This window comes from Streptomyces sp. NPDC054866 (genome assembly GCF_053610745.1).
In genome coordinates, this window is the sequence record NZ_JBSGZA010000007.1 from 188,489 (window position 1) to 214,931 (window position 26,443).

Sequence of the window (26,443 nt, forward strand, 5' to 3'; positions counted from 1 at the left end):
GGCTTCATCACGCCGGATGCACCACTGTCCGGACGTTGTCCGGTTCCTGGCGTCAGCTCATGCCGATTTGCGGGCCCGCCGTCGAGCGAGATCCGTACCGCATTGAGACAAGCTGTCTCCCGCCAACACGGCGCGTCCCGCCACTGACTGCGCGCATGTCCTGGGACAGCACGTCATGTCCTGGGACAGCTCGTCAGAAGTAGTGCTTGCGCCCGGCGACCTTGCGCCCGGTCGCGCCGAACACCCACAAGACCGCACCGACCACGACAAGTACACCTCCGACGGTCGTCAGCAATGAGATGCCGGCCAGCAGGCCGATGATGAGCAGAATGACGCCAAGAACAATCATGTGGGTTCCGATCCTCAAGTCTCTTCGGTGCGTGCGGTCCTCACCTCGTCAGGCACACAGCACCCTCTGCGTAATCCCGGCCCGGTGAAATCCCGGCACGTCGCGTGATGCACGACGGGGGGATCCTGTCGTGCCGCCTCCGAGTGCCCTGCTCCCCGCCGCCCATGCACGCGCGGCTCCTCTGCCTCATACCGACAGGTGCGGAACAATCTCGGCAGGGGCTCCCTCCTGATCCCGACGAGAAGGTCTATGGCCGAGCCGCCGACCGACTCGCCACCGTGTCGGCAAGCAGCGCCTGGGTGACGTCGCCGGTGATGTCGTCCAGGCCGAGGGCGTCGATACGTTCGTCCAGGCCGCCCGGGTTGACGACGTTGAACTCGAAGACGTAGGGGTAGGCCAGGTCGATCCCGGCGAAGCGGATGCCGTGCTCGCGCAGCCGGGCCCCGATGCGCGTGCACAACTCGTGCTCGTCCGCGGTGAGTTCGGTTTCGGCGCAGCGGGCCCGGTGGGCGGTGTTGCCGCGGTGCTCGCCGGGTGCCAGGTGATGCGCCTGCTGGGCCACCGGCCGACCCGCGGCGATGATCACCCGCTTCTCCTCGGCGTGCCGCACGAACTCCTGCAGCGCGCAGTAGCGGCCGCGGAAACCGGCCAGGCTGCCCTTGGTGAGCAGTTCGGTCACCGCCGCGTTGCCGGTCATGGACTGCAGCAGCACCTGGTTGTTCGTCGAGCCCGGCTCCAGTACGTACACGTCGGCGCCCGCGTCGTCGTCGGTCGGCTTGACCAGCCAGGTGGCATCGGCGTCCGTGCCGCAGATGGTGGACAGTTCCTCGTAGTTGCTGGTGATGACGGTGTGCGGCAGGTGCTGCGGGTCCACGATCACCGGGAGGTTGGTCTTGTTGCCCAGCATCAGGATGCCGGTGACGTCATTTACGAACGGCACCTGCCGGTTGAGCCGCCACAGCAGCTGCCAGGCTTCCGTCTGCACGGAGGGCTGCGGGTAGTTGAGAACCCAGACGGCGTCCATGTCCGCCAGGCCACGCGGTACGGGCCGTCCGGGGACGGGAGCGTGCGCCTTCAGGACGCTCTCCACCCGGCACGCCGAGGTGCGCACCTCGGCGTCGTGGGAGCTGAGGCTGTTGACCGAGCCGCACCACACCTCGTGACCGGCCGCGGTCAGAGCGTTGGCGTACAGGGCGTGGCAGGTGTCGAGTTCCGTCAGCGTGCCGATCAGCAGGGCTACCCGCACGGGCATCTCCTTGCGGTGGTGGGGGTGTTCAAGGCAGCCCGAGACTGCCCACCTCAGTGGCCCGCCACGCCGTACGCGAAGTCCGCGGCGCGGACGCCGCAACGGGGCAGTTTCCGCTGTCCGGATCCATCTGCCCGGCCACGCACAGCCGTCAGGTCACGCACAGCCGTCAGGTCACGTCGCCTTCCCGCCGAAGCACAATTTGGCCATTTCCGATAACTCCTCAGATAGACAAGGAATCTCTCTTACATCGGGTCGTTGCGGCGGCTAACTTCATGCTGCCTGACCCCCAGTCAGGCCGAAGCAGACGGAGAAGAGGGGATGGGATCATGTCCAAAGTCGATACATCGGGCGTCTGGACGGCCATCAGCGTCAGCCCGCCCGGACTCGAAGGTCTCACCACCGACAACGTCAAGTGGGGTGTCCCCGCGGGGTCGGGCAAGAGCGGGTACATGTTCTCCGGGGGCACGGTCGACGTGCTGCTCGACGGCACCGAGTTCACCCTCGGGACGATCACTCATCAGAACTTCCCGATCCAGGCCATGCCGCAAAGCCAGTTCTGGGTCGACCTCGCGGCCCACGTCGTGTTCGAAGACCAGGTGTCACACGACTTCAGCTTCCGCTTCCAGCACAACGAGACACCGAATGTCGGGCCGAACCCCGAGGACATCGTCGATCTGCCCACACGGGTCTCGCCCGAGACGGTCACGATCGACAACACCGAATACGCCGTGGTGATCACCGGGTTCAAGCAGGGCGGCCAGATCGTCACCCGCTTCCTCAGCCCGGAGAACGCCGCCAACAACGCCGACCTGGTCGCGGTACTCGCGCGCACCGGTCAGCCTGATGTGCACATCACCACGGTGCGTTTCAAAGGTGACGTCAAGCGCACACAGGCCGACGAGTTCGTGGAGGTCGTCAACCGGGGGACCGCCCCGGCCGACATCTCCGGCTGGGTCCTCGGCGCCGACGACGCGGGGCAGAACTTCACCTTCCCGCCGGGCACCGTGCTCCTGCCCGGCCAACGCATACGGATCTACACCAACCAGATCCACGCCGAGTGGGGCGGCTACACCTACGGCAGCGGACGGCCGATCTGGAACGACCGTGGTGATGCCGCCAAGCTGCGTGACACCGACGGCAACATCGCATCCGAGTACCGCTACGGGTCGGCCGCGGCGACCCCGTAACTCCGCTGGCACCGCGCGGGGACCACTACCCCCAGGTCAATCAGCGTCGATACCGGCAAGGATGGACGTTCGGGGCTCGGTCGCATCGGCGATCGAGCCCCGAACCGAACTATGCCTCCACCGCACTGCCGCGGCCAGTGGCCGACCCGCGTGGCTGGTCCTAGAGGTGGCCGAGCGGGGGCCAATAGCCGGGAGTGCGGTCCTCGATGGTCTGGGCGGCGTCGAGGATGCGTTCCTCGGTGAAACGTCCCCCGATGATCTGCACACTGACCGGCAGCCCTTCCGCGAGGAGCGACGGCACGGTGACGGCGGGGAAGCCCAGGATGGGCACGGCGGTCATCGGCCACATGGCGGCGACGAGTTCGGCGGCGCGCTGCGGGGAGGAGATGTCGGCGTCCTGCTCGAAGGGCAGTTCCACGCAGACCGGGGTGAGCAACATCCTTGCGCTTCCCAGGAGTTGTTGCAGATCGGTGATGAGGGAGGCACGGCGGGACCAGCCGTTGATGTAGGTCTCCAGTGAGGGCTGCTCACCCCACACGGCCGCGGCGGCGGCGAAGGAGTACTTCAGGGAGGTGCGGATGCCCTCGTCCCCGATCCGGTCCACCACGGGGAGTGTGGGGCGGAAGTCCTCGTAGATCAGCAGCGACCACAGGCGCGCGGCCTCGGCGATCAAGGGCAGGTCGTCAAGTTCCTCGACCTCGTACCCGGCGTCGGCCAGGTGCGCGGCGGCGGCGTCGACGGCCAGGTCGACGGCGGGCTGGTTCTTGACGGTGCCGATGCCGCGGACGATGCTCACGCGCCGCGCCGTGCCCCACGGCAGGGGGCCGGGCTCGGCAGGGATGCCGTAGGGGTCGCGCAGGTCCGGGGTGGTCATGACCCGCAGGGCGAGTCTGGCGTCGGCCACGGTGCGGGCCAGCGGTCCCTCGACCGCGCAGGCCTGCACGGTGGGCGGCAGTTCGAGCCGGGCCTTGCCGTCGGGTGCGTCGACGTAGGCGGGCGGCGTCCAGTTCGAGATCCGGCCGACGGTGGGGCGGATGCCGACCACCCCGCAGCAGGCCGCGGGATAGCGGATGGAGCCGCCGATGTCGTTGCCCTGCGCGATCGGGGTCATCCCGGCGGCCAGGCTGCTGGACGCACCGCCGCTGGAGCCGCCGGGGGTGCGGGCGGGGTCCCAGGGGTTGAGGGTGCGGCCGTGCAGGTCGTTGGTCGAGAACCAGCGGTAGGAGAAGGCGGGCGCGTTGCTCCGGCCCAGCAGTACGGCGCCGGATTCGCGCAGTGCCGTGACACAGGCCGCGTCGCCCTGGGCCTGTGCGGCGGCGAGGGCGGCCACGCCGTGGCTGGTGGCGTAACCCTCCTGGTCCGTATTGATCTTGGTTGATACGGGTACGCCGTGGAGCGGGCCGAGCTCTTCGCCCGCGATGACGGCCTGGTCGGCGCGGCGGGCGGCAGCCAGCGCCTCGTCGGGGCGGACGTCGGTCAGCGCCGCCAAGCGGGGGTTGGTCTCTTCGATCCGCGCGAGACAGGACCGTACGACATCGGCGGACGAGATCTCGCGTGTCCGGATGGCGGCGGCCAGGTCACTCGCGGTGCGCTGCCACAGCGCGGCAGGCGGATTCTGGGGTTCCATCTTCGCCTCGATGAGGGGAGGCCGACAGCGCCGAGCAGCGGCTCGGGCATGCGGCGAGGGCGTCGGAGAGCCGCTCCGCTACGGGAAAGCTACGGAAAAGCAACGACGTAATACAACGTCGTTTTATGTGCCGCACAGCCTCACCGTCCGCGCGCGGCCTGTCAAGACCCGGACGCCCCGCCGCTCGTGCCCTTCGCGGATGCGCCATCCCGGAGCATCCCGACCACCGCCTGGGCGGCCCGTTCCCCGCGCTCCGCCGGCCACCCCTCGGGATCTTCGAGGGCGGACAGCCAGTAGCCACGGAACAGCAGGTGCAGGACGTCGGCGGCAAGGTCCGGGCCGGGGACGTCCGCCTCGGTGACCACACCCCGCAACTCCTCACGCTGGTCCCGCGCGAGCTCCCTGACCTGCTCCGCCTCACGCCCCGCGGCCGGGCCCGCGGCGATGATCTCCATCAGCAGCCGGCGCATGACCTCGTCGTCATCGACGGTGGAGCACATCCAGCGCGCGAGCGCCGACAGCCGCTCGATGCCTTGCACGCCGCTCAGCACGCCGTCCGCCTCGCGCGCCCACTCCCGCTCGGCGTGGCGCAGCGCGTTGACCATGAGGTCGGCGCGGCTCGGAACGTAGTTGGTGACCACGGCGGTCGAGCCGCCGAGCCGTTCGGCGACGGCGCGGATGGTCACGGCGCGCACCCCCCGCTCGCGGGCGACCTCGATGGTGGCGGCGGCGATCTCGTCGAGCCGGTGGGCTGCGTCTACCTCGATGGGCATCTCGGCATCCTCTTCAGGGTGTTGACGGGGGTGACGGGCAGCTGCAATGTTGTCATACAATGCCGTTACACAACCTCGTTGTATGACATCTGGCTGGAGATCACCCATGCCCTTCGCCTTCGAGCGAGTCACCGCGGCTCCGGTAGCCGGGAACGCCCGGCAGTGCACGGCCCGCATGCGCGACGGTGTTCACCTCGCCACCGACGTCTACCTCCCCGCAGCCGAGACGGACACCGACACAGCGTTCCCCGCGGTGCTCGTGCGCCTGCCCTACGACAAGAACAGCCGCTACGTGTACTGCGACCGCTTCGCCCGCCTGTTCACCGACCGTGGCTACGCCGTGGTCGTGCAGGACGTACGCGGCAAGTTCCGCTCCGGCGGCAGCACCCTCCCGTTCCTGCGCGAATCGCAGGACGGCTACGACACCATCGACTGGGTCGTGCACCAGAGTTGGTCGGACGGGCGCGTGGGCATGTTCGGCGACTCCTACTACGGCTTCACCCAGTGGGCGGCCGTCGCCACCCAGCACCCCGCACTGCGGGCCATCGTGCCGCGCATGACGGCCGCGGACTTCAACACGATCTGGCAGCCCGAAGGGCAGCGACAGCCCGTGTGGCTGGAAGGCATCAAGTACTTCGCGCACCACTGGGTCGACCACGACCTGTACGAGTACGACGTCGACGCCTCCCACCGGCCCGCCATCGAGCAGTTCGAGCAGGCCTTCGCGGCCATCGGCGCCCGCTCCCTGTGGTTCGACCTGCTGGCCCCCCGGCTCGCGGGACTGCCGACCCAGACGGGCCTGCATCCCTTCGACGCGCGGCCTGTCCCGGTGCTGCACTGCGTCGGCTGGTTCGACAACATCGTCGGCGCGCACATGCGCGACTACGCGGAACTCGCCGCACGGCCGGGCTGGGACGCCGTGCAGTATCTGTGGGCGGGCGCGGTCGACCACGAGAACTACCACCTCGCGCGGGCGCCCATCGGCGAACACGACGACCACAACACCAACGACGACGCTCTCGCCCGCATGCTGCCGGACTACGTGAACCCCGCGCTCGACTTCTTCGACGTCTTCCTCAAAGGCGTCCGCCCCGCCTCCACCCTGCCCAAGGTGACCTGGGAGCTGAGCCACGGCGACAGGCGAACCTCCGACGTCTGGCCACCGCGCGGCAGCTGCGCCAGGACCTTCTGGCTCACCGACCCCAAGGGCACGGCGGCCGTCGGTCCGCTGCCCGGCGCGGAGCTCGCCGACTCCCCCGCCGACGACGAGGCGACCACGCGGTGGACCCACGACCCGGACACCCCGGTGCCGTCCCTGGCCGGCGATTCCTTCGCCCTGCTCCACTCCTACCCCGACCTGGCACCGGTCGCCGGGCGGAACGACGCTCTGGTGTTCTCCGGACCCTCGCTCACCGAGGCCCTGGACCTGGCAGGCCCCGTCGGCCTCGACCTCCATGTCACCAGTACCGCACCGGAGTTCGACATCTTCGCCAAGGTCATGGACCTCGCCCCGGACGGCCGGGCCCACCTGATCCTGCGGAGCCAGGTCACGGTCCTCGCCGACGACACGTCGAGCGTGACCCACCTCGATCTCGGCCACACCGGCTACCGGCTACGCCCCGGGCACCGGCTCGCGCTCCTGCTCACCAGCAGCGACTTCCCCCTGTTCCTGCCCGCCCCCGGCACCGGGGAGAACCCCTGGACGGCGCTGACGGCCAAGCCCAGCACCCAGAGCCTGCGCACCGGCGGCGCACACCCGTCACGCCTGACCATCACGGTCGCCCCGCACGACCACCACTGAGCCGGCCCCGGCCCCGCGCCGCCCCGGCCCGCTCCCGCGTGCCCAGGCCCCACCGAGCAGCACGCGCAGCACCACAGCCCCACGCACAGCACCACAGCCCAAGGAACCCACCACCGCGACCCCTCCCCCGAGGAGCTCCTCATGCAGGCTCCCAGAACCACCGCCACCACCGCCGGCGCCCTGTGCGTGCTGCTCACCGCCGGCGCCTGTTCGGCGGGCGGCGGCACCGAAGAAGAAGCGCCGCACGCCCCGAAGCTCACCACGACCACCCCCGCGGCCCACGGCCCCCTGGACCACGTCACCTGGAACCTGCCCACGGGCGAGCCCACCACCCTCGATCCCGCCAGGGTCGGCGACTACGCGCCGAGCACCGTGGCGGCCAACCTCTGTGATCCGCTGCTGCGGCAGAAGGCCGACTACTCCGTCGGCCCTGGCCTCGCCACCTCGTGGGACCAGCCGGACGACACCACCCTGATCCTGAACCTCCGCAAGCGCGTGAAGTTCTGGAACGGCCACCCCATGACCGCGGACGACGTGGTCGCCGGCCTGCGGCGCCAGGGCCGTCCCGCCACACGCAGTGTCAACGCCAGCCTGCTCGCCCACGTCAAGACGATCACCGCGACCGGACCGCACCAGGTGACGGTGCGGTTCAAGAAGCCCGACGCGCTGTTCCTGAAAGGTCTTACGGGAGGCTTCGGCGCGGTCAACGAAGCCGCGTACGTGAAGAAGGCGGGACGCTCCTACGGCAGCGCCAAGGGCGGCCTGATGTGCACAGGCCCCTTCGAGCTGGACCGCTGGAAGCCCGGCGATTCCCTCACCGCGCGGCGCAACCCCGCTTACTGGGACACCTCGTTGCGGCCCAAGGTCAAGAAGCTGACGTTCAAGTTCATCACCGACAGCTCCACCCTCACCAGCGCCCTGCTGTCCGGCCAGGTCGACGGCAGCTACGAGATCAGCTCCGCCACCGCACGGGCCCTTGGCTCCTCCGACGCCGGCACCGTCTACTACGGCCCCTCGGCGCAGACCAACTTCATCACCGCCACCAGCCCCGTATCCCCGCTCACCGACCCCAAGATCGCCCGAGCTCTCTCCCTGGTGGTGGACCGCGACGTACTGATCAAGAACGTCTACGACGGCGCGGCGCAGAAGCTCAAGACGTTCGTCCCGCCCCTGGTCTGGCGCAACAGCGAAGCCGCGGACCTCTACACCAAGGCCTACGAGAGCCTGCCCGCCGTTCCCGAGCCCGACCTGGAACGCGCCAAGAAGCTCGTCCAGCAGGCCGATTCCCCGCAACGCACACTCACCGTCGCCATGGCCGCGGGCGACCAGCAGTCCCAGCAGATCCTCACGTTCCTCCAGGCGGGCGCCAAGAAGATCGGCCTCGACGTCCGCATCAAACAGCTGCAACCCACCCAGATGTCCGGCCTGTTCTACGACCCCTCCCTGCGCAAGGGCCTGGACGCGACCATGGTCCTCGGCTACGTCGAACTCCCCGACCCCGGCTCCTACGCCCAGCTCATGACCACGCCCAAGGCCCTGTTCAACTGGACCGACTACCGCAACCCCGAGGTCACCTCCCTGCTCGCCCGCGCCCAGGCCACCCTGGAGCCCAAGAAGTCGGCGCGGCTGTTCAACCGGGCCCAGGCGCTCTACACCAAGGACCTCCCGGTGGTGCCGCTGGTCTCCCCGTACGAGCGCATGTTCCTCAACAAGCGTCTGAGCGGCGCGCCCGCGTCGTTCGCCTACATCCACATGCCGTGGGCGGCCCACCTCGGCGGCACCGGCAAGGGCGCCTCGTGATCGGCCGCTTCGTCGCCCGCCGCGCGGCGACGCTGGCCATGACCCTGCTCGCCGCCAGCATCGCGATCTACGGGGCACTGTTCCTGGCCCCCGGCGATCCCGCGACGCTGCTCGTCGGCGGGGGCAAGGAACCCAGCCCCGGCGTCCTGGCGCAGATCCACCGCGAGTACCACCTCGACGACCCGTTCCTGGAGGGCTACTGGCGCTGGCTCACCCACATGCTGCGCGGGGACGCCGGGCAGTCCCTCAGCTACCAGGACTCCGTCACCGGTCTGCTGGCCGACCGCGCGGGCAACACCCTGTTCCTCATCGCCTACGCGGCCCTGCTCATCGTGACCGCCGGGATCACCCTGGGGACGCTGGCCGGACTGCGCGGCGGCTGGATCGACACCGCGGTGACCGTGGTGGCCACCACGCTGATGGCCGTACCCGTGTTCGTCATGTCCGTGGTGCTTACCTGGTTCCTCGCGGTCCGCCTGGAGTGGCTGCCCGCCTACGGCAGCGGCGACGGTTTCACCGGCAGGCTCGAACACCTCACCCTGCCCGCCGTGGCCCTCGCCGCTTCCTGGCTCGCCTATGTGGCACAGGTGACCCGCTCGGCGGTCCGGGCCGAGCTGCTGTCCGAGCACGTCCAGACGGCCCGCAGCCGCGGCATCGGGCAACGCTTCATCATCCGCAAGCACATCCTGCGCAATGCCTCCGCGCCGATCACCTCCATCTCCGGTGTGGCCGTCGCGGGCCTGATCGCCGGTTCCTCGATCGTGGAACAGGCCTTCGGGCTCAACGGCGTCGGCGCCCTGCTCATCCAGAGCGCCGCCAAGCAGGACCTGGCCGTGGTCCAGGCCGTCGCCCTGATCACGGTGGTGGCCTTCGCCCTGATCAACACCGCCGTGGATCTGCTCACCGCCGCCCTCGACCACCGCGTTCCGCTGGGAGGACGCCCATGAGCACCTACCAGCCCGCCGCCCTGACGCCCCGTCAGGCCCCGATCGGCCGGACCCGCCGCCTCATCCGCGGTCAGAAGGTGTCGATCGCCGCCGGCTGCGTCGTCGCCCTGGTGGTCCTCGCCGCTGTGCTGGCCCCGCTGATCGCACCGTACGACCCGAACGCCGTGGACCCGCTCGCCGTCTCCCAGGGCAGCTCGGCGGCACACTGGCTGGGCACCGACGACACCGGCCGGGACATCCTCTCCCGCCTCCTGCACGGGGCACGGCTCAGTCTCCTCGCCCCGGCGCTCGTCACGTTGATCGCCGGGATTCTCGGCACCGGCCTCGCGGTCACGGCCGCGTGGCTCGGCGGCTGGTGGGACCGGCTGATCTCCGGCGCCCTCGACCTGATCTTCGGGTTTCCGGGCCTCGTCCTCGCCGTGGTCGGTGCGGCGGTCTTCGGCGCCGGACTGCACATCGCGGTCGCCACCCTCTCGCTCGCCTTCCTTCCCTACACGGCCCGCGCCGTGCGCGCCGCGGCTCTGCGGGAGCGCTCGCTGCCCTACGTCGTCGCACTCGGCATGCTCGGCATGTCGGGGCGGCGGATCTGCCTGCGTCATCTGCTGCCCAATCTGCTGCCCCTCGTCGTGGTGCAGACGACCACCTCCTTCGGCTACGCGCTCCTCGACGTGGCGGCCTTCTCCTTCATCGGCCTCGGCGCCCAACCACCCACCGCCGAGTGGGGATTGATGGTGGCCAACGGCGCCCCCGGCATCCTCTCCGGACGGCCCGAACAGTCGCTCTACGCCGGGCTGGTCATCGTCGTCTTCGTCATCGCCTGCAATCTGCTCGGCAGCGGCCTGTCCCGCCGCCTGTTGGGAGAAGACCGATGAGCGCCACTCCCACTCCCCCACCACACGAGAGCACTCCTCTGCTGGAGTTCGACAGCGCTCCTCTGCTGGAGTTCGACCAGTTGCGCATCGACCTGCCGGTCAAGGGCGAGCACCGGACACTCGTCCACCGCGTCGACTTGTCCATCGCGGCCGGCGGCGCCGTCGGGCTCGTGGGCGAGTCCGGTTCCGGCAAATCACTCACCGCCCGGACGGTGCTGCGCCTGCTGCCCCCGGGCGCCCGCGTCAGCGGCGACGTCCGCTACGACGGGGTGTCCGTCCCCGCCATGGGCCCGGCCGCCCTGCGCACGCTGCGCAGCCGCGAGGCGGCCATGATCTTCCAGGACCCGCGGGCCCACATCAACCCCCTGCGGACCATCGGGGACTTCCTCACCGAAGGCCTCGTCACCACGCGCGGCGAGCGCCGCGCGGCCGCCGGGGACAAGGCCGCGGCACTGCTGCGCGAGGTGGGCATCGCCGACGCGGCACGCAGACTGCGCCAGCGCCCGGCCGAACTCTCCGGCGGGCTGCTGCAACGGGTGATGATCGCGGCGGCTCTGCTCGGCGGACCCAGGCTCCTGCTCGCCGACGAACCCACCACCGCCCTGGACGTCACCACCCAGGCCGAGGTGATGGCCCTCATCGACGAGGCCCGCACCCAGCGGGGTCTGGCGATGCTGTTCATCACCCACGACCTCGCCCTGGCCGCGGCCGTCTGCGACCAGATCGCCGTCCTGTACGCCGGGTCGGTGGCCGAACAGCTCCCGGCGGCCCGGCTGTACGACGACGCCCGCCACCCCTACACACGCGCCCTGCTGGCGTCCCGGCCCACCCCGAAAGACGGTGCCCGGCCCCTGCGGGCGATCGGAGGCAACCCCCTGACGGCGTACGAGGCCGGGCCCGGCTGCGCCTTCGCGCCGCGCTGCCCGGCCGCCCGGGCCCGCTGTGAGAGCGAACGGCCGCATCTGGAACGACTCGGCGACGGCTCCGTCGCCTGCCACTACCCGCACACTCTCGACCCGGTGACGCACAGCCCGGACAGGAGCACCCCTCATGGCTGACACCTCCGCCCCACCCGCTCTGGAAGCGGTCGGCCTGTGCAAGTCCTTCGCCGACTTCGTGGCGGTCGATGACGTCAGCCTGACGCTCGCCCCCGGCGCCTGTCTGGCGGTGGTCGGCGAGTCCGGATCGGGCAAGACCACCACCGCCCGTATGCTCGCCGGCCTTGAGACACCCACCGGCGGCACGATCCGCTGGGCGGGCCAGGGTCGGCCCGGGGCGGGGCGGCGCGCGCGGGCGGCCGGGCGCCGCAAGTTCGCCCGTCACGTCCAGATGGTCTTCCAGGACCCCTATGCCTCACTCGACCCGCACCAACGCGTGGGCGACTGTGTCGGCGAGGTCCTCACCCTGCACACCGGCCTGCGGGGGCCCGCACTCGCCGAGCGCGTCAGCGAACTGCTCGACCAGGTCGGGCTCGGTGCCCAGCAGGCACGATCCCTGCCGCGCGCCCTGTCGGGCGGACAACGCCAACGGGTGGCCATCGCACGGGCGCTGGCCGTACGGCCCCGCGTCCTGATCCTCGACGAGGCGGTGGCCGCCCTCGACGTCTCCGTACAGGCACAGATCATCAACCTGCTGCGCGAGATCCGCGAACAGACCGCCATCTCCTACCTGTTCATCACCCACGACCTGGGCATCGTGCACCACCTATGCGACGACATCGTGGTCATGCGCCGGGGGCGGGTCGTCGAGCGCGGCACCACCACTGCCGTACTCGAAACGCCCCAGCACCCCTACACCATCGAGCTGCTCGAATCCGTGCCCCGCAGAGGCTGGACCCCGCGCCGCCGGTCCACGGCTGCTCCGGGCGGCCGGTCTACGGCTGCACCGGACGGCCGGTCTACGGCCGCCCCGGGCGGCGGCCGGTCCGGCTCGGGCCTTGCCGAACGTCCCTGAACCCCACGCACCACGCACCACGCACACAGAACGGAGATCCGCCATGCCCACCACCACCAACCCCGCCACGCCCCCATGCCCCGCCCTGACCTACGCCTTCGAGATCCGGGCCGACCTCTCGCCGTCCCTGCACATCGGCCACGGCGACGGCGAGGTCACCGAGTTCACCCCGATCACCGGAGGCAGCGTGGACGGCCCGCTGCTGCGCGGCAAGGTCCTCGCGGGCGGAGGCGACTGGAGCAGCACGCGCGGTGACATCTGCCAACTGGACGCCCGCTACCTGCTCCAGGCCGACGACGGCGCCGTCATCGACATCGTCAACCGCGGCTACTACCACCCCGACCCCGAGGGCCCCGACCAGTACGACGACGGCGTACAGGTCACCCACGCCGGTCACTACTACCGCACTTCACCCGTCTTTCGCACCGATGCCCCCGCCCACCGCTGGCTCGCCGAGACCGTCTTCGTGGGACTCGCCCGTCCCGATGGCGAGGACGCGGTCGTCATTCGCATGTACGCGCTCCGGTAGCGGGCCTGTCGAGACCACAGCCGTGCGCGGGTGTCGGTGCGGGTGATTAGCGTGAGGTTATGGCTTTCGACGAAGTGCTCGCGGAGCGGATCAAGGAACGGCTTGAGCCGGAGGGCGTAAGTGCGAAGAAGATGTTCGGCGGGATCACCTTCCTCGTGAACGGCAATGCGCTGGCCAATCTGTACGAAGAGGGCTTGATGGTGCGCGTCGGGTCGGACGGGATGGAGGAGGCCCTGTCCCGCCCTGGCACCAAGCAGCTCGTCTTCCGCGGCAAGGAGCAGAACGGCTGGGTGATCCTTGCGGAGGAGACCCTGGATGACGAGGTCCTGGACGGCTGGCTGAAGTGGGCCATGGAGGTCACCGAGGAGCTTCCGCCCAAGAAGCCCAAGCAGTCCAAGAAATAGTCCGGCCTGCCCATCCGCCTGCGGCGCCGGGGCCAGTGCTCACCGGTCCCCGGCGCTGTTGCTGTTGCCCCCGTCGCTGCTGCGACTCTCGTCGTGCCGAGTGAGGGCTCGGGCGGCACGCAGCAGGCGCTGTGCCGCCTTCTCCAGATGGGGGGGGGGCGAGGCCGGGCGTGCCGTGGATCGTGTCGGTGGGGCCCAGGTCGATGCCAAGAAGCTGTTCGGCGATGCGCTGGGCGTTGCCGGCGGCGACCAGCGCGCACGGTTCGACGCGACGCGGTCCCGTCTCGCCGCTGCCACGGCGGTAGGTGAAGGTGACGACCTCGTGGTCACGGCAGGCAGCGGCCAGCAGGGCCAGGGTGGAGGGATCGGCCCTCGGGCCGGTGCTCCAGGGCACCGGGAGCGGTGAGGCAGCGGCCTGGATGGTGGCGACCTGGTGGCGCAACCGGATGGGCAGCACCTGTTCCGGCTTGGCCAGGGCGCGCACCGCGGTCTCCTCGATCCCGGCGACGCCTGCGGCGGCGGTGCGCAGAGGGACCGCGATGGCCACGGCCTCGTCGTCGTCCAGGAGCAGGGGTGGCAGATCGGCGCCGGCGGCCAGGCGGTATCCGCCCGCGGTGCCGGTGGTGCCCTCGACCGGATAGCCCAGGGTGCGCAGCCGGTCGATGTCGCGGCGGATGGTGCGGAGGGTGACGCCGAGGCGGTCGGCGAGTTCGTCGCCGGTCCAGGTGCGGCGCGTCTGGAGCCCAAGCCGTGGGGCATCTCCGCGACCTTCCGCGACGACTCCGGCACCTGCCACGAGATCCTCCAGCCGCACCAATAGCGCGACGAGCCGACAGGCCAGAACCCCCGGCCGTCCCCGCTGGGCGCGCACCTGCAGCTCACACCCCCGGCGCCCGGGAGGGCGGAACTGTCCTCCCCGGCACCCAGCACCACTGGCGCGCGCCAAGTGGCGCGACCGTGACATATAGGACTTCGATTGGCCTATATCCGCGCCACTCTCTCCTCAGCACTTCCCCAGCCGCGAAAGGCGAAAGGCCAGCAGTCATGACCAGCATCAAGCTCGTTCAGGGGTGGGCGGACGCCTACAACGACCAGGACTTCCCATCGCCGTCGAATACGACTTCCCCGGCACCAGCTCCGGGACGCACCCAGGCCTGCCCCCGGCAGGAGAGCCAGTCAAGGCCGGCTTCTGCACAGCCCTGCAGCTGAGCGGCGGCAAGACGTCACCGCCACACACCTTCACAGCCCCCTCCGCCTCCCCCTCTCACTCCAGGAGTGATCCTCATGACCGGTACGTCCTCCCGCCCCGTCGCCAAGGTGTCCTCGTACGCCTTCTGGGGCCACGACGGCAAGGAACTCGCCAAGTTCTACGCCGCCGCCCTGGGCTGGCAACTCACCCAGGAATTCCCGGACGAGAACGGCATCCCCACCGCCTTCCTCGTCACCGACAGCTCGACGACCTACGTCTTCTACACGGCCAAGGAGTTCAAGGCCCCCAACTGGCCAGAGGACGAACTCCCCTTTCACCTCGACCTGGCCTTCGACGACGTCGCGGCCGGCGAGCAGCGGCTGCTCGAACTGGGCGCCACCAAACCCGCCCACCAGCCCGGCGGCGAACACTGGACCGTCCTGCTGGACCCCTCCGGCCAGCCGTTCTGCATCAGCGCCGGCTGGGACCAGGCTGACGCCTGACCCCGGCCCACACACCCCAACAACCCTGAGAACGACAGGAGTTACGTCATGAAGATCGCAGTCCTCGGCACCGGCGGCGGCGCCCGCTGCCACATCGCCAAGCTCACCGCACTCGGCCACGAGGTGGTCGTCGGCACCCGCGACCCCAAAACCACCCTGGCCCGCACCGAGCCCGACATGATGCAGAACCCGCCGTACGGCCAGTGGCTCGCCGAGCACCACCCCGACATCCCGCTGGTCACCTTCGGCGAGGCCGCGGCCGATGCCGACCTCGTCATCAGCGGCATCGACGGCCACAATGCCGTCGCCGCCCTGACCGCCATCGCCGAGCAGCTGAAAAGCAAGGTCCTCGTCGACTACGCCTGCCCCTACATCTACAACCCGGACATCGAGCGCCCCTGGCCCACCCCCTGGGGCGTCAACCCGATCCTCGACCCCTGCGACAGCGACAGCCTCGGCGAGCAGATCCAGCGTGCCCTGCCCGCCACCAAGGTCGTCAAGGCGTTCGTCACCCAGGAACAGGCCACCGTCGTCGACCCCAAGGCCATCGGCGGCGGCGACCACACCATGTTCCTCGCCGGACAGGACGCCGACGCCAAGCAGACCGTCTCCAACCTGCTGAAGTCCTACGGCTGGAACGACATCCTCGACCTCGGCGACATCGTCGCCGCCCGCGGCATGGAGATGTACGCCCACATGCACGGCGCCATCGGCTTCGCCCTCGGCTTCGGCACCCACTTCGGCATCAAAGTCGTCCGCTGACGCCGCTACATCGAGCGGCTCTCCGGACGTTCCGCGGTGGGCGTGCACCCGCGCGGTGCCGCGTGTTCCGACCCGGCGCCGACCAGGCCCTGTGGACTCACCGAGACCCGCAGCTACCGGACCGACCCTGCCGCTTTGCTCAGTGCGCCCGCTGCGTCACGCCCCGCAAGGCGGGCTGCCCGGCCGCCGGACTTCGCGGCACTACGACCGCGGTGAGCGCCGGACTTCACGGCGGAACGACCGCGAGTGGCACCGGACTTGGCGGCGGCACGTCCGCGGGTGGCGGTGGTGCGGCCGCGGTAGGCCAGGGACGGCTTGCCGTGCGTGTCGGCCGCCGCGATGAGCAGGCCGCCGAACAGCGAGAGATTCTTGATGAACTGGGTGCGCTGCGCGGCTCGGCGGTCCGGGTCCTCCTCCTTCCACCAGGCGTGGCCTGCCAGGGTCGTCGGCACAAGGGAACCGGCCAGCGCGAGCGCGGCGAAGCGCGGAACCCGCCCGGTGGCAAGCATCACCCCGGCCCCCACCTGCACCGCACCGTTGACGCGGACCAGGCGTTCGGGATCCTCCGTGAGGAGGGGAATCCGGGAACCCAGCGGAACCGCGACGGGCTCCGCGGCGGAAGCCACGCGCTTGGGGTCACGGAGGGTACTGAGGCCTCCCGACACGAAGACGGAGGCGAGCAAGGGGCGTGCGAATTTCCTGAGAACAGCCATGCCCCCCGGCTTCCCCCGATACGGCAACTCAGACAGCGTTTCGCGCGAGACCGTCGTACGACAGGTCCAAACGCCCCGCAGACGAGTCCAATCCCTCCGGCGGCGAGGACAACCTCGCCGGAGACGAGTCCAACCGCCCGGCAGGCGAGTCCAATCGCTCCGCGGGATAGAAGATGTCGATGTCGACCTCCTCGCCGCCGACGATCTGCGTGTCCCACGCACCGCTGCGGACCAAGGTGTACAGGGTCCGGCTGTCCAGCGTGTCCAGGTGCTTCAGGAGCGTCGCGTCGTCCGGCATACCGGGGACCCGGGGCGCCAAGCGGCCGCGGATCGTGCGGAGTTGCTTCATGAGTGATTCAAGGTCGGACTCGCGGCCCAGGTCCAGGTTCCGGCCCTGCTCCATGGACTCCGAGACGCTCTGCTGGATCTTGTCCTTGATGGCCCGGGTCACCCCGTGCTCATCCGTGGTGATCATGGAGTTCCAGGCGCGGCTCTTGTGCCGGTACTGGAGCATCGACATGGCCGCCTCATGGCGGACGAAGTCCGCGTCGCGGAACGGCCGCCCCCGCCAGGTGCCGCTGAGCGACCGGGCGAGCGAGATGACCGAGCCCCAGCCGCTGTTGAGGCCGCGCCCCGGCCAGAAGTGGATGGCGTTGGCGGCGTCCCCGAGCAGGAATCCGTACGTGCCGGGTCCTGCGGCCGTCCTGGGATGCAGCCGTGCGGTGAACCGCGGCCGCTGCACCATGTCGAGCCGGAACGCGGTGACGGCAGTCAGGTCCGACTCGGGCACGTCGAACAGCGCCAGGCCCTCCTTGACCCGCTTCCACAGCGCCGACCCCTTGATCAGGGCGGGCAGGAAGAGGGTGCTGTGGGTGTCGCAGCAGAAGTCGCCGTCCTCGCTCCGGTTCATCACGCACGGGCGTGAGGCGATGCACTCCTCGAACACCTGCCGTACGGGGTCGATGCCCACGACCTCCTTCGCCTCCTCGTCGGTCAGCCGCATGTTGAGGAAGCCCTCACCGCGCAGGGAGTTGAGGAGGAAGCGGTTCTGCGCCACGGTCAGCAGCACGGACATCGGGTCCGGGAGCCGCGACTTCACCTTCAGGCCGAGCACCACGTCCTGGAGATGCGCGCCTTCCAGGGAGTAGATGGACTTGTCGGCCTGGCCGAACTTCTCGGCGAAGTGCTCACGCGTCCGGGAGCGGCCTCCCTCGCAGATGGCGAGCACGTGGTCCGCGGCCGCGGTCTTCTCGTGCTGGACCGCGTCGAACCGCTCCGGTATCAGGCGGATGCGGTCCGGCTTCTCGTTGGCCATCTCAAGGAGGGTGTCCTCGACGTAGGCGATGCGAATGTTCCGGGGGTTGTGACCGTCGATGGAGTCCGGGCCCGCCGGCCACATCTCGCTGTACGCGCCGTCCCTGAACAGCCTCGCCTGTACCTCCTGGGGCAGGCCCAGATACTGGCGGCTCTGGACCGTGACGACCTGCTGCCGCCGGACGTTGCCCTGCTTCGCGTCTTTCCAGACGACTCTGCCTCCGGTCCGGGTCCAGCGACCGTCGTAGACCGTGATGGCGACCCGGGGGCCGAGAAGGGATTCGAGCAGCAGGGCGAAGGCCAGCCCTACGGGGCCGCCGCCCGACACCGTGACCTTGAGCACCGGCACCGGCTGCTCGACGGGAGGAGGTGTGAGCGCCTGCAGCACGGAGAGGTCCATGATGGTCTCCATCGGATCCGCCGCCTCGAAGCGGAATGTCTCCTCGCCGATGGTGATCAGGTCGCCGGGCTGGAGCACGTGAGAGGTCGCGCGTTCTCCGTTGACGTACGTGCCGTTGCTGCTTCCCAGGTCGTACAGCATGAAGCCGTGCCCCTCACGGCGTACCTCGGCATGGAACCGCGAGATGCTCGCGTCGCGGATCACCACGTCGTTGGCCGGCTTGCGGCCGAACGTCAGGGGCTTCGTGCCGATGCCGAACCGCTCTCCGGTCAAGGCGCCTTGATGGCTGACAATCTCAGGAGGCATGGGTCCTCGGATTCCCTTCACTCGACGTGCCAGGACGCGCGGCGGGGGCGACCGAATCGAGGCCGCGGTGTGTCACTGAGTTCATACGGCGGGGTGCAGTCGTGCGTTCAGTGGACATTTCGATTGCCTGAAAACCGTCCCTGGCCGCGGTGACATTGCGGCCAACGGTTTCATCAGCTCCGGACGGCTTCGGGCAGATGCGGACAGTGCACGGTGCGCTACGCGCTCCAGGCCGCTCCCCGGGCACCGTGGTCCCGGATCGGCCGGGCACTCGGCGTGGACGCGACTACGGCGGCCCACCGCTGGGAACGGCTGCGCGCCAACGGCCTGGCCTGGATCAGCGTGTACGACTCCGCGAAGTCGGCGACCGTCGCCCACATCGAACCGGCCCCCGGGCCGTGGAATCCGTCGGCGCCGCCCTGGCCGACCTGCCCGCCCTCGGCCGCTCGGTCCACGGCCTGATAGGCGGTCTGCAGGGCCGTACGTCCACGCGTACGCGCCTCGGCATCACGCTGTACAGCGAAGGCGGCGACTGGCGGATGCGGGTCATGGAGCCCTCCGGCCACGCGGAACTCTCCGCTCCGCGCACCTCAGGCCCGAGCGCGTACGGCGCACACATGCACCACGGGCCGCCGCCCGAGGACCAGGCCCTCCTGGATGCCCTCGGCCGCGACGGACGCCTCGGCTACACCGACTTGGGCGCCGCGACGGGCATGAGCGAACACACCGCCCGACGGCGGCTCCAGCGCGTACCCAACCCGACCGGGCCGCACACGGTCCCCGGAAGTCGCGTCACCGGATGGTGCGCAACCCCGCGACGAGCAGCGCGACCATGTGGCGCGCGTCGTATCGGTGGTGGGTGCCCGCGCTTCGGTCGTGGGTGCCCGCGCTCGCGCAAAGCCCACCGATGCCTCGCATGAGTTCCTGGGCGTCCTGGCCGGAGCGGATCTCGCCCGATTCGCTCGCGGCGGCGAGCAGTTCGGTGCACACCGGCACCAGCCGCTCGACGAAGTAGTCGTGCAGCGGATCGAAGCAGGGGTCGTCGGACTGCAGTACGGCGGCGAGTCCCTGCTTGGTGACCACGAAGTCGACGAAGAGGTCGATCCAGCGCTCCAGCGCGGCGTATGCGGTCGCGCTGTCCGCGAGCAGCGCGGGACCGGCCTGCGCGAGCGCCTCGACCTGGTGCCGGTAGACGGCGACGATCAGATCCGCGCGGGTGGGGAAGTGGCGGTAGATTGTCGCCGTCCCGACGCCGGCCTCTGCCGCGATGTCGCGGATCGGCGCCTCCACTCCCGACGTGACGAAGACGGTGGCGGCCGCGTCGAGGAGCGCCTCCTCGTTGCGTCGTGCGTCAGCCCGCTTGGCCCGGACGACGACCGGGCCCGAACCCGCGCCCGCGCCCGCCCCCCGACGGTTGTTGTCGTTCACCACGCCTCCTCCATCAGTGAACTTGTTAACCGGGACAGTGTCCCATATCGTAAGTGGGACAGTGTCCCGTTTCAGTGAGGGTGGGCGAACGATGGCGACATATCTGTTGGTGCACGGCGCTTGGCACAGTGGGGAATGCTGGGAGCGGGTGGCTCCGCTACTCGCCGCGGGCGGACACCGGGTGGTCACGCCGACGCTGACCGGCTACGGCGATACGGCGCAGCTGGCCGGTCCCGAGATCGGACTCGACACACACATCGACGACATCGCCAAGGTGATCACCGCGGAGAACCTCACTGATGCCGTCCTTGTGGGCCACAGCTATGCGGGGCTCGTCGTCTCGGGCGTGGCCAACCGGCTCCCGGACCGCATCGCGGGTCTGGTGTATCTCGACGCCATGTTCCCCGCGGACGGCGAGAGCGCTACCGATGTGCTCCCGGTGACACAGCAGTTGATCGACCGCGCCCTGGCGTCCGAGAGCGGCTGGCGGATCCCGCCGCCTCCGGAGATGCCACCCCCCGCGGGCCTGTTCGGAGTCACCGACCCGGCGGACCTCGCCTGGCTGCGCACGATGCTGTCCGATCAACCGGTGCGCTGCCTCCAGCAGAGCGTCCGCCTCGACAACCCCGCCATGAACGCGATCCCGCAGGCGCACATTCACTGCACCGTCGGTCTGCCCGAGGGCTTCGCCCGGAAGCCCGTCCCCGCGACGCAGCCCAACGGAACCCCGTCCCTGGTATGGGAGTTGGAGACCGGCCACGACTGCATGATCACCGAGCCGGCCCAACTCGCGGAATTGCTGCTCAAGCTCGGCTGACCCCGGAGCGAGGTGGCAGCCGCCGTGCCATCAGGATGAGTGAACGCCGCGGCCCTGGCGCCTCACGGATCGCCTCGACCGGGTCGTCGACCGGGCTGCTCACGCGCGCATGGACGGTACGGGTCGCCCCAGCTCGCGGGCGGTGCGCAGCTTGCGGTCATCGATTTGTCGACGGCGATGATCGGCACCGCGCCCGCCAGCCGCGCGCCGGTTCTCGGAGACGTCCGTCCTACGTCCGGCCAACGTCCGGCCAACGTCGCCGTCAGGCGCCCGCGTCACACCCCGTGCGGTGAAGACAGCGTCGCCCCGACCCGCGCCGCCGTCTCCCGCAGCCAGATGTGGGCGGCGTCGTGCGTGTGCACCGGATGCCACCACAGGGCCTCTTGCAAGGGAACCGCCTCGTAGGGAGGTTCCACGACCCGCACCGGGGCGATCGGCGCCAGCAGCCGGGCGAGCCGGGCCTGGACCATGGCGATGCGCCGGGTGCCGACCACCAGCAGCGGCAGCAGCTGGAAGCTGTCGACCGACACTTCCACGCGCGGCTCCACGCCGAGCATCCCGAGCTGCCGCACGGCCGGTGCGTCGTAGGTCCGCTGGTAGGTGACCCACGGCAGGTCCGCCAGGTCCTGAAGGGTGAGCCCGTCCGTGACGCCCGTGACGCTGGGGTGGTCGTCGGCGACCACGAAGACCCACCGGTCCTCGTAGAGGTCGGTGGCGGGGAAGTCGCTGATGACGCCGTGCGGCATGAGCAGTCCGTCGACGGCGCTGAGCAGGGTGGCGGTGTCGTCGACCACGGTGGGCGGGGTCTGCGCGAAGCGCAGCCGGATGCCGGGGGCCTCCTCGTGCACGACGCGGGCGAGTGCGGTGCCGAAGACGGAGACGGCGTAGTCGGAGGCCACCAGCTTGAACTCGCGGCTCTCCGCGGCCGGGTCGAAATCGGCCTGGCTGGAGAAGAGCCGTTCGAGGACGTCGTACGCGGTCGAGGTGCGGTCGAGCAGGACCTGGCCGAGCGCGGTGAGTTCGTAGTGGCCGCCGACACGGGCGAGCAGGTCGTCGTCGAAGTGGCGGCGCAACCGGGACAGCGCGGCGCTCATGGCGGGCTGGCTGAGCCCGACGCGCTGCCCGGCGCGGGTGACGTTGCGCTCCTCGAGCAGGGCGCGCAGGGCTACGACGAGGTTGAGGTCCAGACGGGCCAGATTCACGGACTTTCCCTTGCTTCTACGGCGCCGTGCGGCGTCGTGCGGCGCTGACCAGGAGAAATCTGTCTGGCAGATGACTGCCATCCACACAATCTATTTCCCTGATCCCCGGTAGCGGGTCCAGATTAGTCCCACCGCAATCAGGAGGACATGTCAGTGAATCCCGCTCCCGCATCCGCGCCGTTCGCCGGCCCCTTCGCCCTCGCGACGCTCTCGGCCCCGGACGGCCCGGCGTTCCCCGCCCTGCTCACGCCCGATGAGCGCGTCGTCGATCTGCGCGAAGCCCTCGGCGACGAGCGGCTGACCGTCCGCCGTCTCCTGGAGAACTGGCCGACGGTGCTACCGCGGTTGCGGTCCCTGGCCGGTGACGGTTCCGCGCGGCACAGGCCGCTGGCGGAGTTCCAGGTGCACGCGCCGGTCGAGCCGCGCCAGGTGTTCCAGTCCGGCGCCAACTACCGGCAGCACGTCATCGATCTGCACGTCGCCCACAAGGCTCCGGGGGACGACCGGCCCGAGGACGAGCGGCGTGCCGAGGCGGCGGAGATCATGGACCGGCGGGCCGTGGAGGACCTGCCCTACGTGTTCATCGGGCTGCCGAGCGCGATCACCGGCCCGTACGACGATGTCGTACTGCCGGGCTGGGCCGAAAAGCCGGACTGGGAGCTGGAGTTGGTGGCCGTGATCAGCCGCCCGGCGCACCGCGTCACCGTCGGGGAGGCGCTGGAGTACGTCGCCGGGTACACGATCGCCAACGACCTCACCGACCGCGCCACCGTCTTTCGCCGGGACATGCCGCAGATCGGCACGGACTGGCTGCGCAGCAAGAACGCCCCCGGCTTCACCCCGCTCGGCCCGTGGATCGTGCCCACCGAGTCGATCACCGACCCCGACGACCTGCGGCTGGTGCTGAAGCTGAACGGCGAGACCGTGCAGGACGAGTCCACCAAGGACATGATCTTCAACGTGGCCCGCATGGTGTCCTACGCCTCACAGTCCGCCCAACTCCTGCCCGGTGACCTGGTGTTGACCGGCTCCCCGGCCGGGAACGGCATGCACTGGGGGCGACTGCTGCGCGACGGCGACGTCATGGACGCCTCGATCACCGGACTCGGCGCGCAGCGCACCCGCTGTACGGCGGAGGTTGCATCGTGACCACCCCGTCCCTGGACCGGCACGACCCCGAGGGAGCGATCGTCGAGGCCGCCAAGGCGTACTCGAACTGGGGACGTTGGGGTGAGGACGACCGCATCGGCACCCTGAACTTCCTCGACGAGGCCAAGCGCCGGGAAGGCGCGGCACTCGTACGACGAGGCGTCAGTTTCTCGCTGTCGCAGCGCTTCGACATGGACGGCCCGCAAAAGGGCTGGCGGCGCCGCACCAACCCGGTGCACACCATGCTGGACACCGGCACCGACGCGGCGCTCGGCAGGCAGGGATTCCCGCACGGACTCGGCGGCGCCGACGACGTGATAGCCATGCCGCTCCAGTGCTCCACGCAGTGGGACGGCCTCGGCCACATCTTCGACCACGGCAAGGCCTGGAACGGGCGAGCCGCGGACCAGGTCGTGACCTCCGAGGGCGACCTCGTCACCGGCATCGAGCACATGGCCCCGCACGTCGCCGGGCGCGGCGTCCTGCTCGACGTGGGCCTCGTGATCGGCGAGGGCGGCGAGGACGGTGAACTGCCCGACGGTTTCGCCATCACCGAGCAGCACCTGACCGCCACCGCCCAGGCTCACGGCGTGAGCGTCGGCCGGGGCGACATCGTGCTCGTACGCACCGGACAGCTCGCACGGGCACGGCGCGAGGGGTGGGGCGAGTACGCCGGAGGCCCGGCTCCCGGCCTCTCGTTCACCACCGCGGGCTGGCTGCACCGTAACGAGATCGCCGCGATCGCCACCGACACCTGGGGCTTCGAGGTCCGCCCGAACGAGTTCGAGCACGCCTTCCAACCCCTGCACCAAGTCGTCATCCCCAACATGGGCCTGCTCATCGGCGAGATGTGGGACCTGGAGTCGCTGGCCGCCGACTGCGCGACGGACGGCGTGTACGAGTTCTGGCTCACCGCCGCTCCCCTGCCCATCACCGGCGCAGTCGGCTCCCCGGTCAACCCGGTCGCCGTCAAGTAGTCCGCCACGCCATGAGACGGCACCACACGACACCAGCGGAACGAAGGAGTTCCCCCATGAGCACACCCCCTGCGGTCCTCGTCATCGGCGGCGGCGCGGCCGGCAACACCGCGACGATCCTGCTGCGCCGCGCCGGGATCGCGGTCGACCTGATCGAGGCGAAGGACGACTGGAACGCCACCGCGGGATCCGGCATCACCCTCCAGGGCAACGCCCTGCGCGTCCTGCGCGAACTGGGTGTGTGGGAACAGGTGGAGAAGTCCGGGTTCGGATTCGGCGCGGTCGGCATCACCGCCCCCGACGGCACCGTGCTGCACGTCGCCGAGGATCTGCGCACGGGCGGCGACGACCTGCCCGCCACCGTCGGCATGCAGCGCCCGCAGCTCCAGAGCATTCTGATCGACGCGGTCCGCGCGAGCGGCGCCACCGTACGGCTGGGCGTCCGAGCCACGTCGCTGGACCAGTCCGTCGACGGGACCGGCGTCACCGTCCGCTTCACCGACGGCACCACGTCCCGCTACGACCTGGTGATCGCCGCCGACGGTCTCGGCTCCGCCACCCGCGCGGCCATCGGCATCACGGACCGGCCCGAACCCACCGGCATGGCCATCTGGCGCGTCGCGGCGCCCCGTCCGGCCGGCATGACCCGCGCCGACCTCGCCTACGGTGGTCCCGCCTACATCGCCGGTTACTGCCCGACCAGCGAGAGCACGCTCTACGCGTTCGTCGTCGAGGCCAAGCGTGACCGGGCCTCCATACCGCCCGCCTCGTACGCGGACGAAATGCGCTTCCTGGCACAGCACTACGGCGGCCACTGGCCCGAGATCACCGCGCACATCACCGACGCGTCCCAGGTCAACTACACCTGGTTCGACCGGATGTTGGTCGAGGGCTCCTGGCACCGCGGGCGCGTGGTCCTCGTCGGTGACGCGGCCCACTGCTGCCCGCCCACCCTCGCCCAGGGCGCCGCCCTGTCGATGGAGGACGCCTGGGTGCTCACCCAGATGCTGACCGCCACCGATATCTGGGACGACGCGCTCCTCCAGGCGTACTACGAGCGACGCGTCGCCCGCGTACGTCCCGTCGTGGAGGCCTCCGTCCAGATCGGCCGGTGGCAGCTCGACGGAGTACGCGACGCCGACGTGCCCGGCTTGATGGGCCGCACCATGACCGCACTGCGGGAGCTGCCGTGACGATCCCGCCCACCGTCGACGTGCACGCCCACGTCCTGCTCCCAGAGATCGAGGCGCTGGTGGAGGGCCTACCGGGCCTTGCCGACGCGAAGGCCCTGGACGCCCGGCGCAACGGACCGGACGCGCTGAAGGCCAACGGCCCGATGATCGGCGCACGCATCCCCCGCCTCACCGATCCTGCGGTCCGGCTCGCCGCGATGGACGCCCAGGGCGTGGACGTCCAGGTGGTCAGCCCCTCCCCCTCGCACTACCACTACTGGACGGACGAGGAGACGGCCGAGAAGGTGTACCGGCTCGCCAACGAGGCGACTGCGGCGCACTGTTCGGCCGCGCCGGACCGACTGCGCGGGCTCGGACTCGTACCTCTGCAGCACCCGGGCCAGGCGGTGCGCGCCCTCGACCACGCGCTCGAACAGGGCCTGTCCGGAGTGGAGATCTCCAGCCACGCCCCGGGGCGTGAACTGTCCGACCCGGCCTACGAACCGTTCTGGGCCCGGGCGCAGGAGACCGGCGCGATCGTGTTCCTGCACCCCTTCGGCTGCACGCTCGACGAACGCCTCGACCAGTGGTACCTGTCCAACACCGTGGGACAGCCCACCGAGAACGCCGTCGCCCTCTCCCACCTGATCTTCTCCGGCGTCCTGGACCGCCACCCCGGCCTGAAGATCATCGCGGCGCACGGCGGCGGCTACCTCCCCACTCACATCGGCCGCTCCGACCACGCCTGGACGACCCGCTCCGACGCCGGGTCCGGTTGCGCCCACCTGCCCAGCAGCTACCTCAAGCGCCTCTACTTCGACTCGCTCGTCCACGACCCGCACGTGCTGCGGGAGTTGGTGCGCGTGGCCGGGGCGGACCGAGTACTGCTGGGCTCCGACTTCCCCTTCGACATGGGCACCGAGGACCCGCTCGGCGCGCTGCGCGCCGCTCGCCTGCCCGACGCCGACTTCGACGCGGTGCGCGGCGGCAACGCGGCCGCACTCCTCCGGAAGGACTGAC

The 26,443-nt window shown here is 70.2% G+C and carries 26 protein-coding genes and 1 pseudogene; 18 read left to right on the top strand and 9 right to left on the bottom strand.

Annotation, left to right across the window (positions count from 1 at the left end; all coding sequences use genetic code 11):
* Positions 1 to 193: 193 nt before the first annotated feature.
* Together ACWGI2_RS31860 and ACWGI2_RS31865 are read right to left on the bottom strand one after the other, a co-directional pair.
* On the bottom strand, positions 194 to 349 hold the full coding sequence (locus ACWGI2_RS31860; protein ID WP_453699118.1) for a hypothetical protein: 156 nt from the start codon (positions 347 to 349) through the stop codon (positions 194 to 196).
* Between the two features lie 247 nt (positions 350 to 596).
* Complete coding sequence (locus ACWGI2_RS31865; protein ID WP_453699120.1) at positions 597 to 1,595, bottom strand: ATP-grasp domain-containing protein; 999 nt, start codon at positions 1,593 to 1,595, stop codon at positions 597 to 599.
* 329 nt (positions 1,596 to 1,924) lie between these two features.
* Between ACWGI2_RS31865 and ACWGI2_RS31870 the strand changes: the two genes are divergently transcribed.
* Positions 1,925 to 2,785, top strand: a complete 861-nt coding sequence (locus ACWGI2_RS31870; protein WP_453699122.1) for a choice-of-anchor K domain-containing protein — start codon at positions 1,925 to 1,927, stop codon at positions 2,783 to 2,785.
* A gap of 160 nt (positions 2,786 to 2,945) precedes the next feature.
* On the opposite strand, the gene ACWGI2_RS31875 is transcribed toward ACWGI2_RS31870, so the two are convergent.
* Both ACWGI2_RS31875 and ACWGI2_RS31880 read right to left on the bottom strand, forming a co-directional pair.
* Positions 2,946 to 4,412, bottom strand: a complete 1,467-nt coding sequence (locus tag ACWGI2_RS31875; protein WP_453699124.1) for an amidase — start codon at positions 4,410 to 4,412, stop codon at positions 2,946 to 2,948.
* Between the two features lie 161 nt (positions 4,413 to 4,573).
* Positions 4,574 to 5,185, bottom strand: coding sequence for a TetR/AcrR family transcriptional regulator (locus tag ACWGI2_RS31880; protein ID WP_453699125.1), 612 nt, complete (start codon positions 5,183 to 5,185; stop codon positions 4,574 to 4,576).
* A 106-nt stretch (positions 5,186 to 5,291) separates the two neighbouring features.
* On the opposite strand from ACWGI2_RS31880, the gene ACWGI2_RS31885 reads away from it, so the two are divergent.
* The 8 genes from ACWGI2_RS31885 to ACWGI2_RS31920 all read left to right on the top strand — a co-directional run bounded on the left by ACWGI2_RS31885 (position 5,292) and on the right by ACWGI2_RS31920 (position 13,491).
* The gene (locus ACWGI2_RS31885; RefSeq protein ID WP_453699126.1) at positions 5,292 to 6,986 is read left to right on the top strand and encodes a CocE/NonD family hydrolase; all 1,695 of its coding nucleotides are present in this window, start codon (positions 5,292 to 5,294) and stop codon (positions 6,984 to 6,986) included.
* A 141-nt stretch (positions 6,987 to 7,127) separates the two neighbouring features.
* Positions 7,128 to 8,786, top strand: coding sequence for an ABC transporter substrate-binding protein (locus tag ACWGI2_RS31890; protein ID WP_453699127.1), 1,659 nt, complete (start codon positions 7,128 to 7,130; stop codon positions 8,784 to 8,786).
* Positions 8,783 to 9,733, top strand: a complete 951-nt coding sequence (locus ACWGI2_RS31895) for an ABC transporter permease (RefSeq protein WP_453699129.1) — start codon at positions 8,783 to 8,785, stop codon at positions 9,731 to 9,733. Before ACWGI2_RS31890 ends, ACWGI2_RS31895 begins: the two co-directional genes overlap by 4 nt.
* Complete coding sequence (locus ACWGI2_RS31900; RefSeq protein ID WP_453699130.1) at positions 9,730 to 10,605, top strand: ABC transporter permease; 876 nt, start codon at positions 9,730 to 9,732, stop codon at positions 10,603 to 10,605. The genes ACWGI2_RS31895 and ACWGI2_RS31900 overlap by 4 nt, the downstream gene beginning before the upstream one ends.
* Positions 10,602 to 11,663, top strand: coding sequence for an ABC transporter ATP-binding protein (locus ACWGI2_RS31905; RefSeq protein WP_453699131.1), 1,062 nt, complete (start codon positions 10,602 to 10,604; stop codon positions 11,661 to 11,663). Before ACWGI2_RS31900 ends, ACWGI2_RS31905 begins: the two co-directional genes overlap by 4 nt.
* Positions 11,656 to 12,558 carry an ABC transporter ATP-binding protein gene (locus ACWGI2_RS31910; protein WP_453699133.1) on the top strand — a complete coding sequence of 301 codons (903 nt, stop codon included), beginning with the start codon at positions 11,656 to 11,658 and terminating at the stop codon, positions 12,556 to 12,558. Before ACWGI2_RS31905 ends, ACWGI2_RS31910 begins: the two co-directional genes overlap by 8 nt.
* Positions 12,559 to 12,601: 43 nt before the next feature.
* Positions 12,602 to 13,087, top strand: a complete 486-nt coding sequence (locus ACWGI2_RS31915) for a DUF3237 domain-containing protein (protein WP_453699134.1) — start codon at positions 12,602 to 12,604, stop codon at positions 13,085 to 13,087.
* Positions 13,088 to 13,146: 59 nt separating this feature from the next.
* Positions 13,147 to 13,491, top strand: a complete 345-nt coding sequence (locus tag ACWGI2_RS31920; protein ID WP_453401757.1) for a TfoX/Sxy family protein — start codon at positions 13,147 to 13,149, stop codon at positions 13,489 to 13,491.
* On the opposite strand, the gene ACWGI2_RS31925 is transcribed toward ACWGI2_RS31920, so the two are convergent.
* Positions 13,445 to 14,287 carry a helix-turn-helix transcriptional regulator gene (locus ACWGI2_RS31925; RefSeq protein ID WP_453699136.1) on the bottom strand — a complete coding sequence of 281 codons (843 nt, stop codon included), beginning with the start codon at positions 14,285 to 14,287 and terminating at the stop codon, positions 13,445 to 13,447. The two genes, ACWGI2_RS31920 and ACWGI2_RS31925, sit on opposite strands and share 47 nt — an antisense overlap.
* Before the next feature lie 488 nt (positions 14,288 to 14,775).
* Here ACWGI2_RS31925 and ACWGI2_RS31930 point away from each other — a divergent pair, with 488 nt between their 5' ends.
* Together ACWGI2_RS31930 and ACWGI2_RS31935 are read left to right on the top strand one after the other, a co-directional pair.
* The gene (locus ACWGI2_RS31930) at positions 14,776 to 15,183 is read left to right on the top strand and encodes a VOC family protein (protein ID WP_453401759.1); all 408 of its coding nucleotides are present in this window, start codon (positions 14,776 to 14,778) and stop codon (positions 15,181 to 15,183) included.
* 48 nt (positions 15,184 to 15,231) lie between these two features.
* Complete coding sequence (locus ACWGI2_RS31935) at positions 15,232 to 15,945, top strand: NADPH-dependent F420 reductase (protein WP_453699138.1); 714 nt, start codon at positions 15,232 to 15,234, stop codon at positions 15,943 to 15,945.
* Positions 15,946 to 16,058: 113 nt separating this feature from the next.
* Here the strand turns inward: ACWGI2_RS31935 and ACWGI2_RS31940 are convergent, their stop codons facing one another.
* Entirely contained in the window at positions 16,059 to 16,658 is a 600-nt protein-coding gene (locus ACWGI2_RS31940) for a DoxX family protein (protein WP_453699139.1), read from the bottom strand.
* Between the two features lie 28 nt (positions 16,659 to 16,686).
* Positions 16,687 to 18,678 (bottom strand): FHA domain-containing protein, encoded by a 1,992-nt coding sequence (locus ACWGI2_RS31945; RefSeq protein ID WP_453699141.1) that lies wholly within the window; start codon positions 18,676 to 18,678, stop codon positions 16,687 to 16,689.
* A gap of 213 nt (positions 18,679 to 18,891) precedes the next feature.
* On the opposite strand from ACWGI2_RS31945, the gene ACWGI2_RS31950 reads away from it, so the two are divergent.
* Both ACWGI2_RS31950 and ACWGI2_RS31955 read left to right on the top strand, forming a co-directional pair.
* On the top strand, positions 18,892 to 19,140 hold the full coding sequence (locus tag ACWGI2_RS31950) for an AsnC family protein (RefSeq protein WP_453699143.1): 249 nt from the start codon (positions 18,892 to 18,894) through the stop codon (positions 19,138 to 19,140).
* 155 nt (positions 19,141 to 19,295) lie between these two features.
* A pseudogene (locus ACWGI2_RS31955) lies at positions 19,296 to 19,376 on the top strand (hypothetical protein); the annotation flags it as partial.
* A gap of 94 nt (positions 19,377 to 19,470) precedes the next feature.
* Here the strand turns inward: ACWGI2_RS31955 and ACWGI2_RS31960 are convergent.
* Positions 19,471 to 20,106 carry a TetR/AcrR family transcriptional regulator gene (locus ACWGI2_RS31960; protein WP_453699145.1) on the bottom strand — a complete coding sequence of 212 codons (636 nt, stop codon included), beginning with the start codon at positions 20,104 to 20,106 and terminating at the stop codon, positions 19,471 to 19,473.
* 91 nt (positions 20,107 to 20,197) lie between these two features.
* On the opposite strand from ACWGI2_RS31960, the gene ACWGI2_RS31965 reads away from it, so the two are divergent.
* Positions 20,198 to 20,923, top strand: a complete 726-nt coding sequence (locus tag ACWGI2_RS31965; protein WP_453699147.1) for an alpha/beta fold hydrolase — start codon at positions 20,198 to 20,200, stop codon at positions 20,921 to 20,923.
* 275 nt (positions 20,924 to 21,198) lie between these two features.
* Here the strand turns inward: ACWGI2_RS31965 and ACWGI2_RS31970 are convergent, their stop codons facing one another.
* A complete protein-coding gene (locus tag ACWGI2_RS31970; protein WP_453699149.1) occupies positions 21,199 to 22,125 on the bottom strand; it encodes a LysR family transcriptional regulator in 927 nt (308 codons plus the stop codon).
* Between the two features lie 147 nt (positions 22,126 to 22,272).
* Here ACWGI2_RS31970 and ACWGI2_RS31975 point away from each other — a divergent pair, with 147 nt between their 5' ends.
* Genes ACWGI2_RS31975 through ACWGI2_RS31990 form a run of 4 tightly spaced genes read left to right on the top strand, consistent with a single transcriptional unit; the run spans position 22,273 to position 26,442 of the window.
* Positions 22,273 to 23,274 carry a fumarylacetoacetate hydrolase family protein gene (locus ACWGI2_RS31975; RefSeq protein ID WP_453699150.1) on the top strand — a complete coding sequence of 334 codons (1,002 nt, stop codon included), beginning with the start codon at positions 22,273 to 22,275 and terminating at the stop codon, positions 23,272 to 23,274.
* A gap of 11 nt (positions 23,275 to 23,285) precedes the next feature.
* Positions 23,286 to 24,251 carry a cyclase family protein gene (locus ACWGI2_RS31980; RefSeq protein WP_453699450.1) on the top strand — a complete coding sequence of 322 codons (966 nt, stop codon included), beginning with the start codon at positions 23,286 to 23,288 and terminating at the stop codon, positions 24,249 to 24,251.
* 56 nt (positions 24,252 to 24,307) lie between these two features.
* On the top strand, positions 24,308 to 25,444 hold the full coding sequence (locus tag ACWGI2_RS31985; protein ID WP_453699152.1) for an FAD-dependent oxidoreductase: 1,137 nt from the start codon (positions 24,308 to 24,310) through the stop codon (positions 25,442 to 25,444).
* Positions 25,441 to 26,442, top strand: a complete 1,002-nt coding sequence (locus ACWGI2_RS31990) for an amidohydrolase family protein (protein ID WP_453699154.1) — start codon at positions 25,441 to 25,443, stop codon at positions 26,440 to 26,442. Before ACWGI2_RS31985 ends, ACWGI2_RS31990 begins: the two co-directional genes overlap by 4 nt.
* Position 26,443 lies beyond the last annotated feature (1 nt).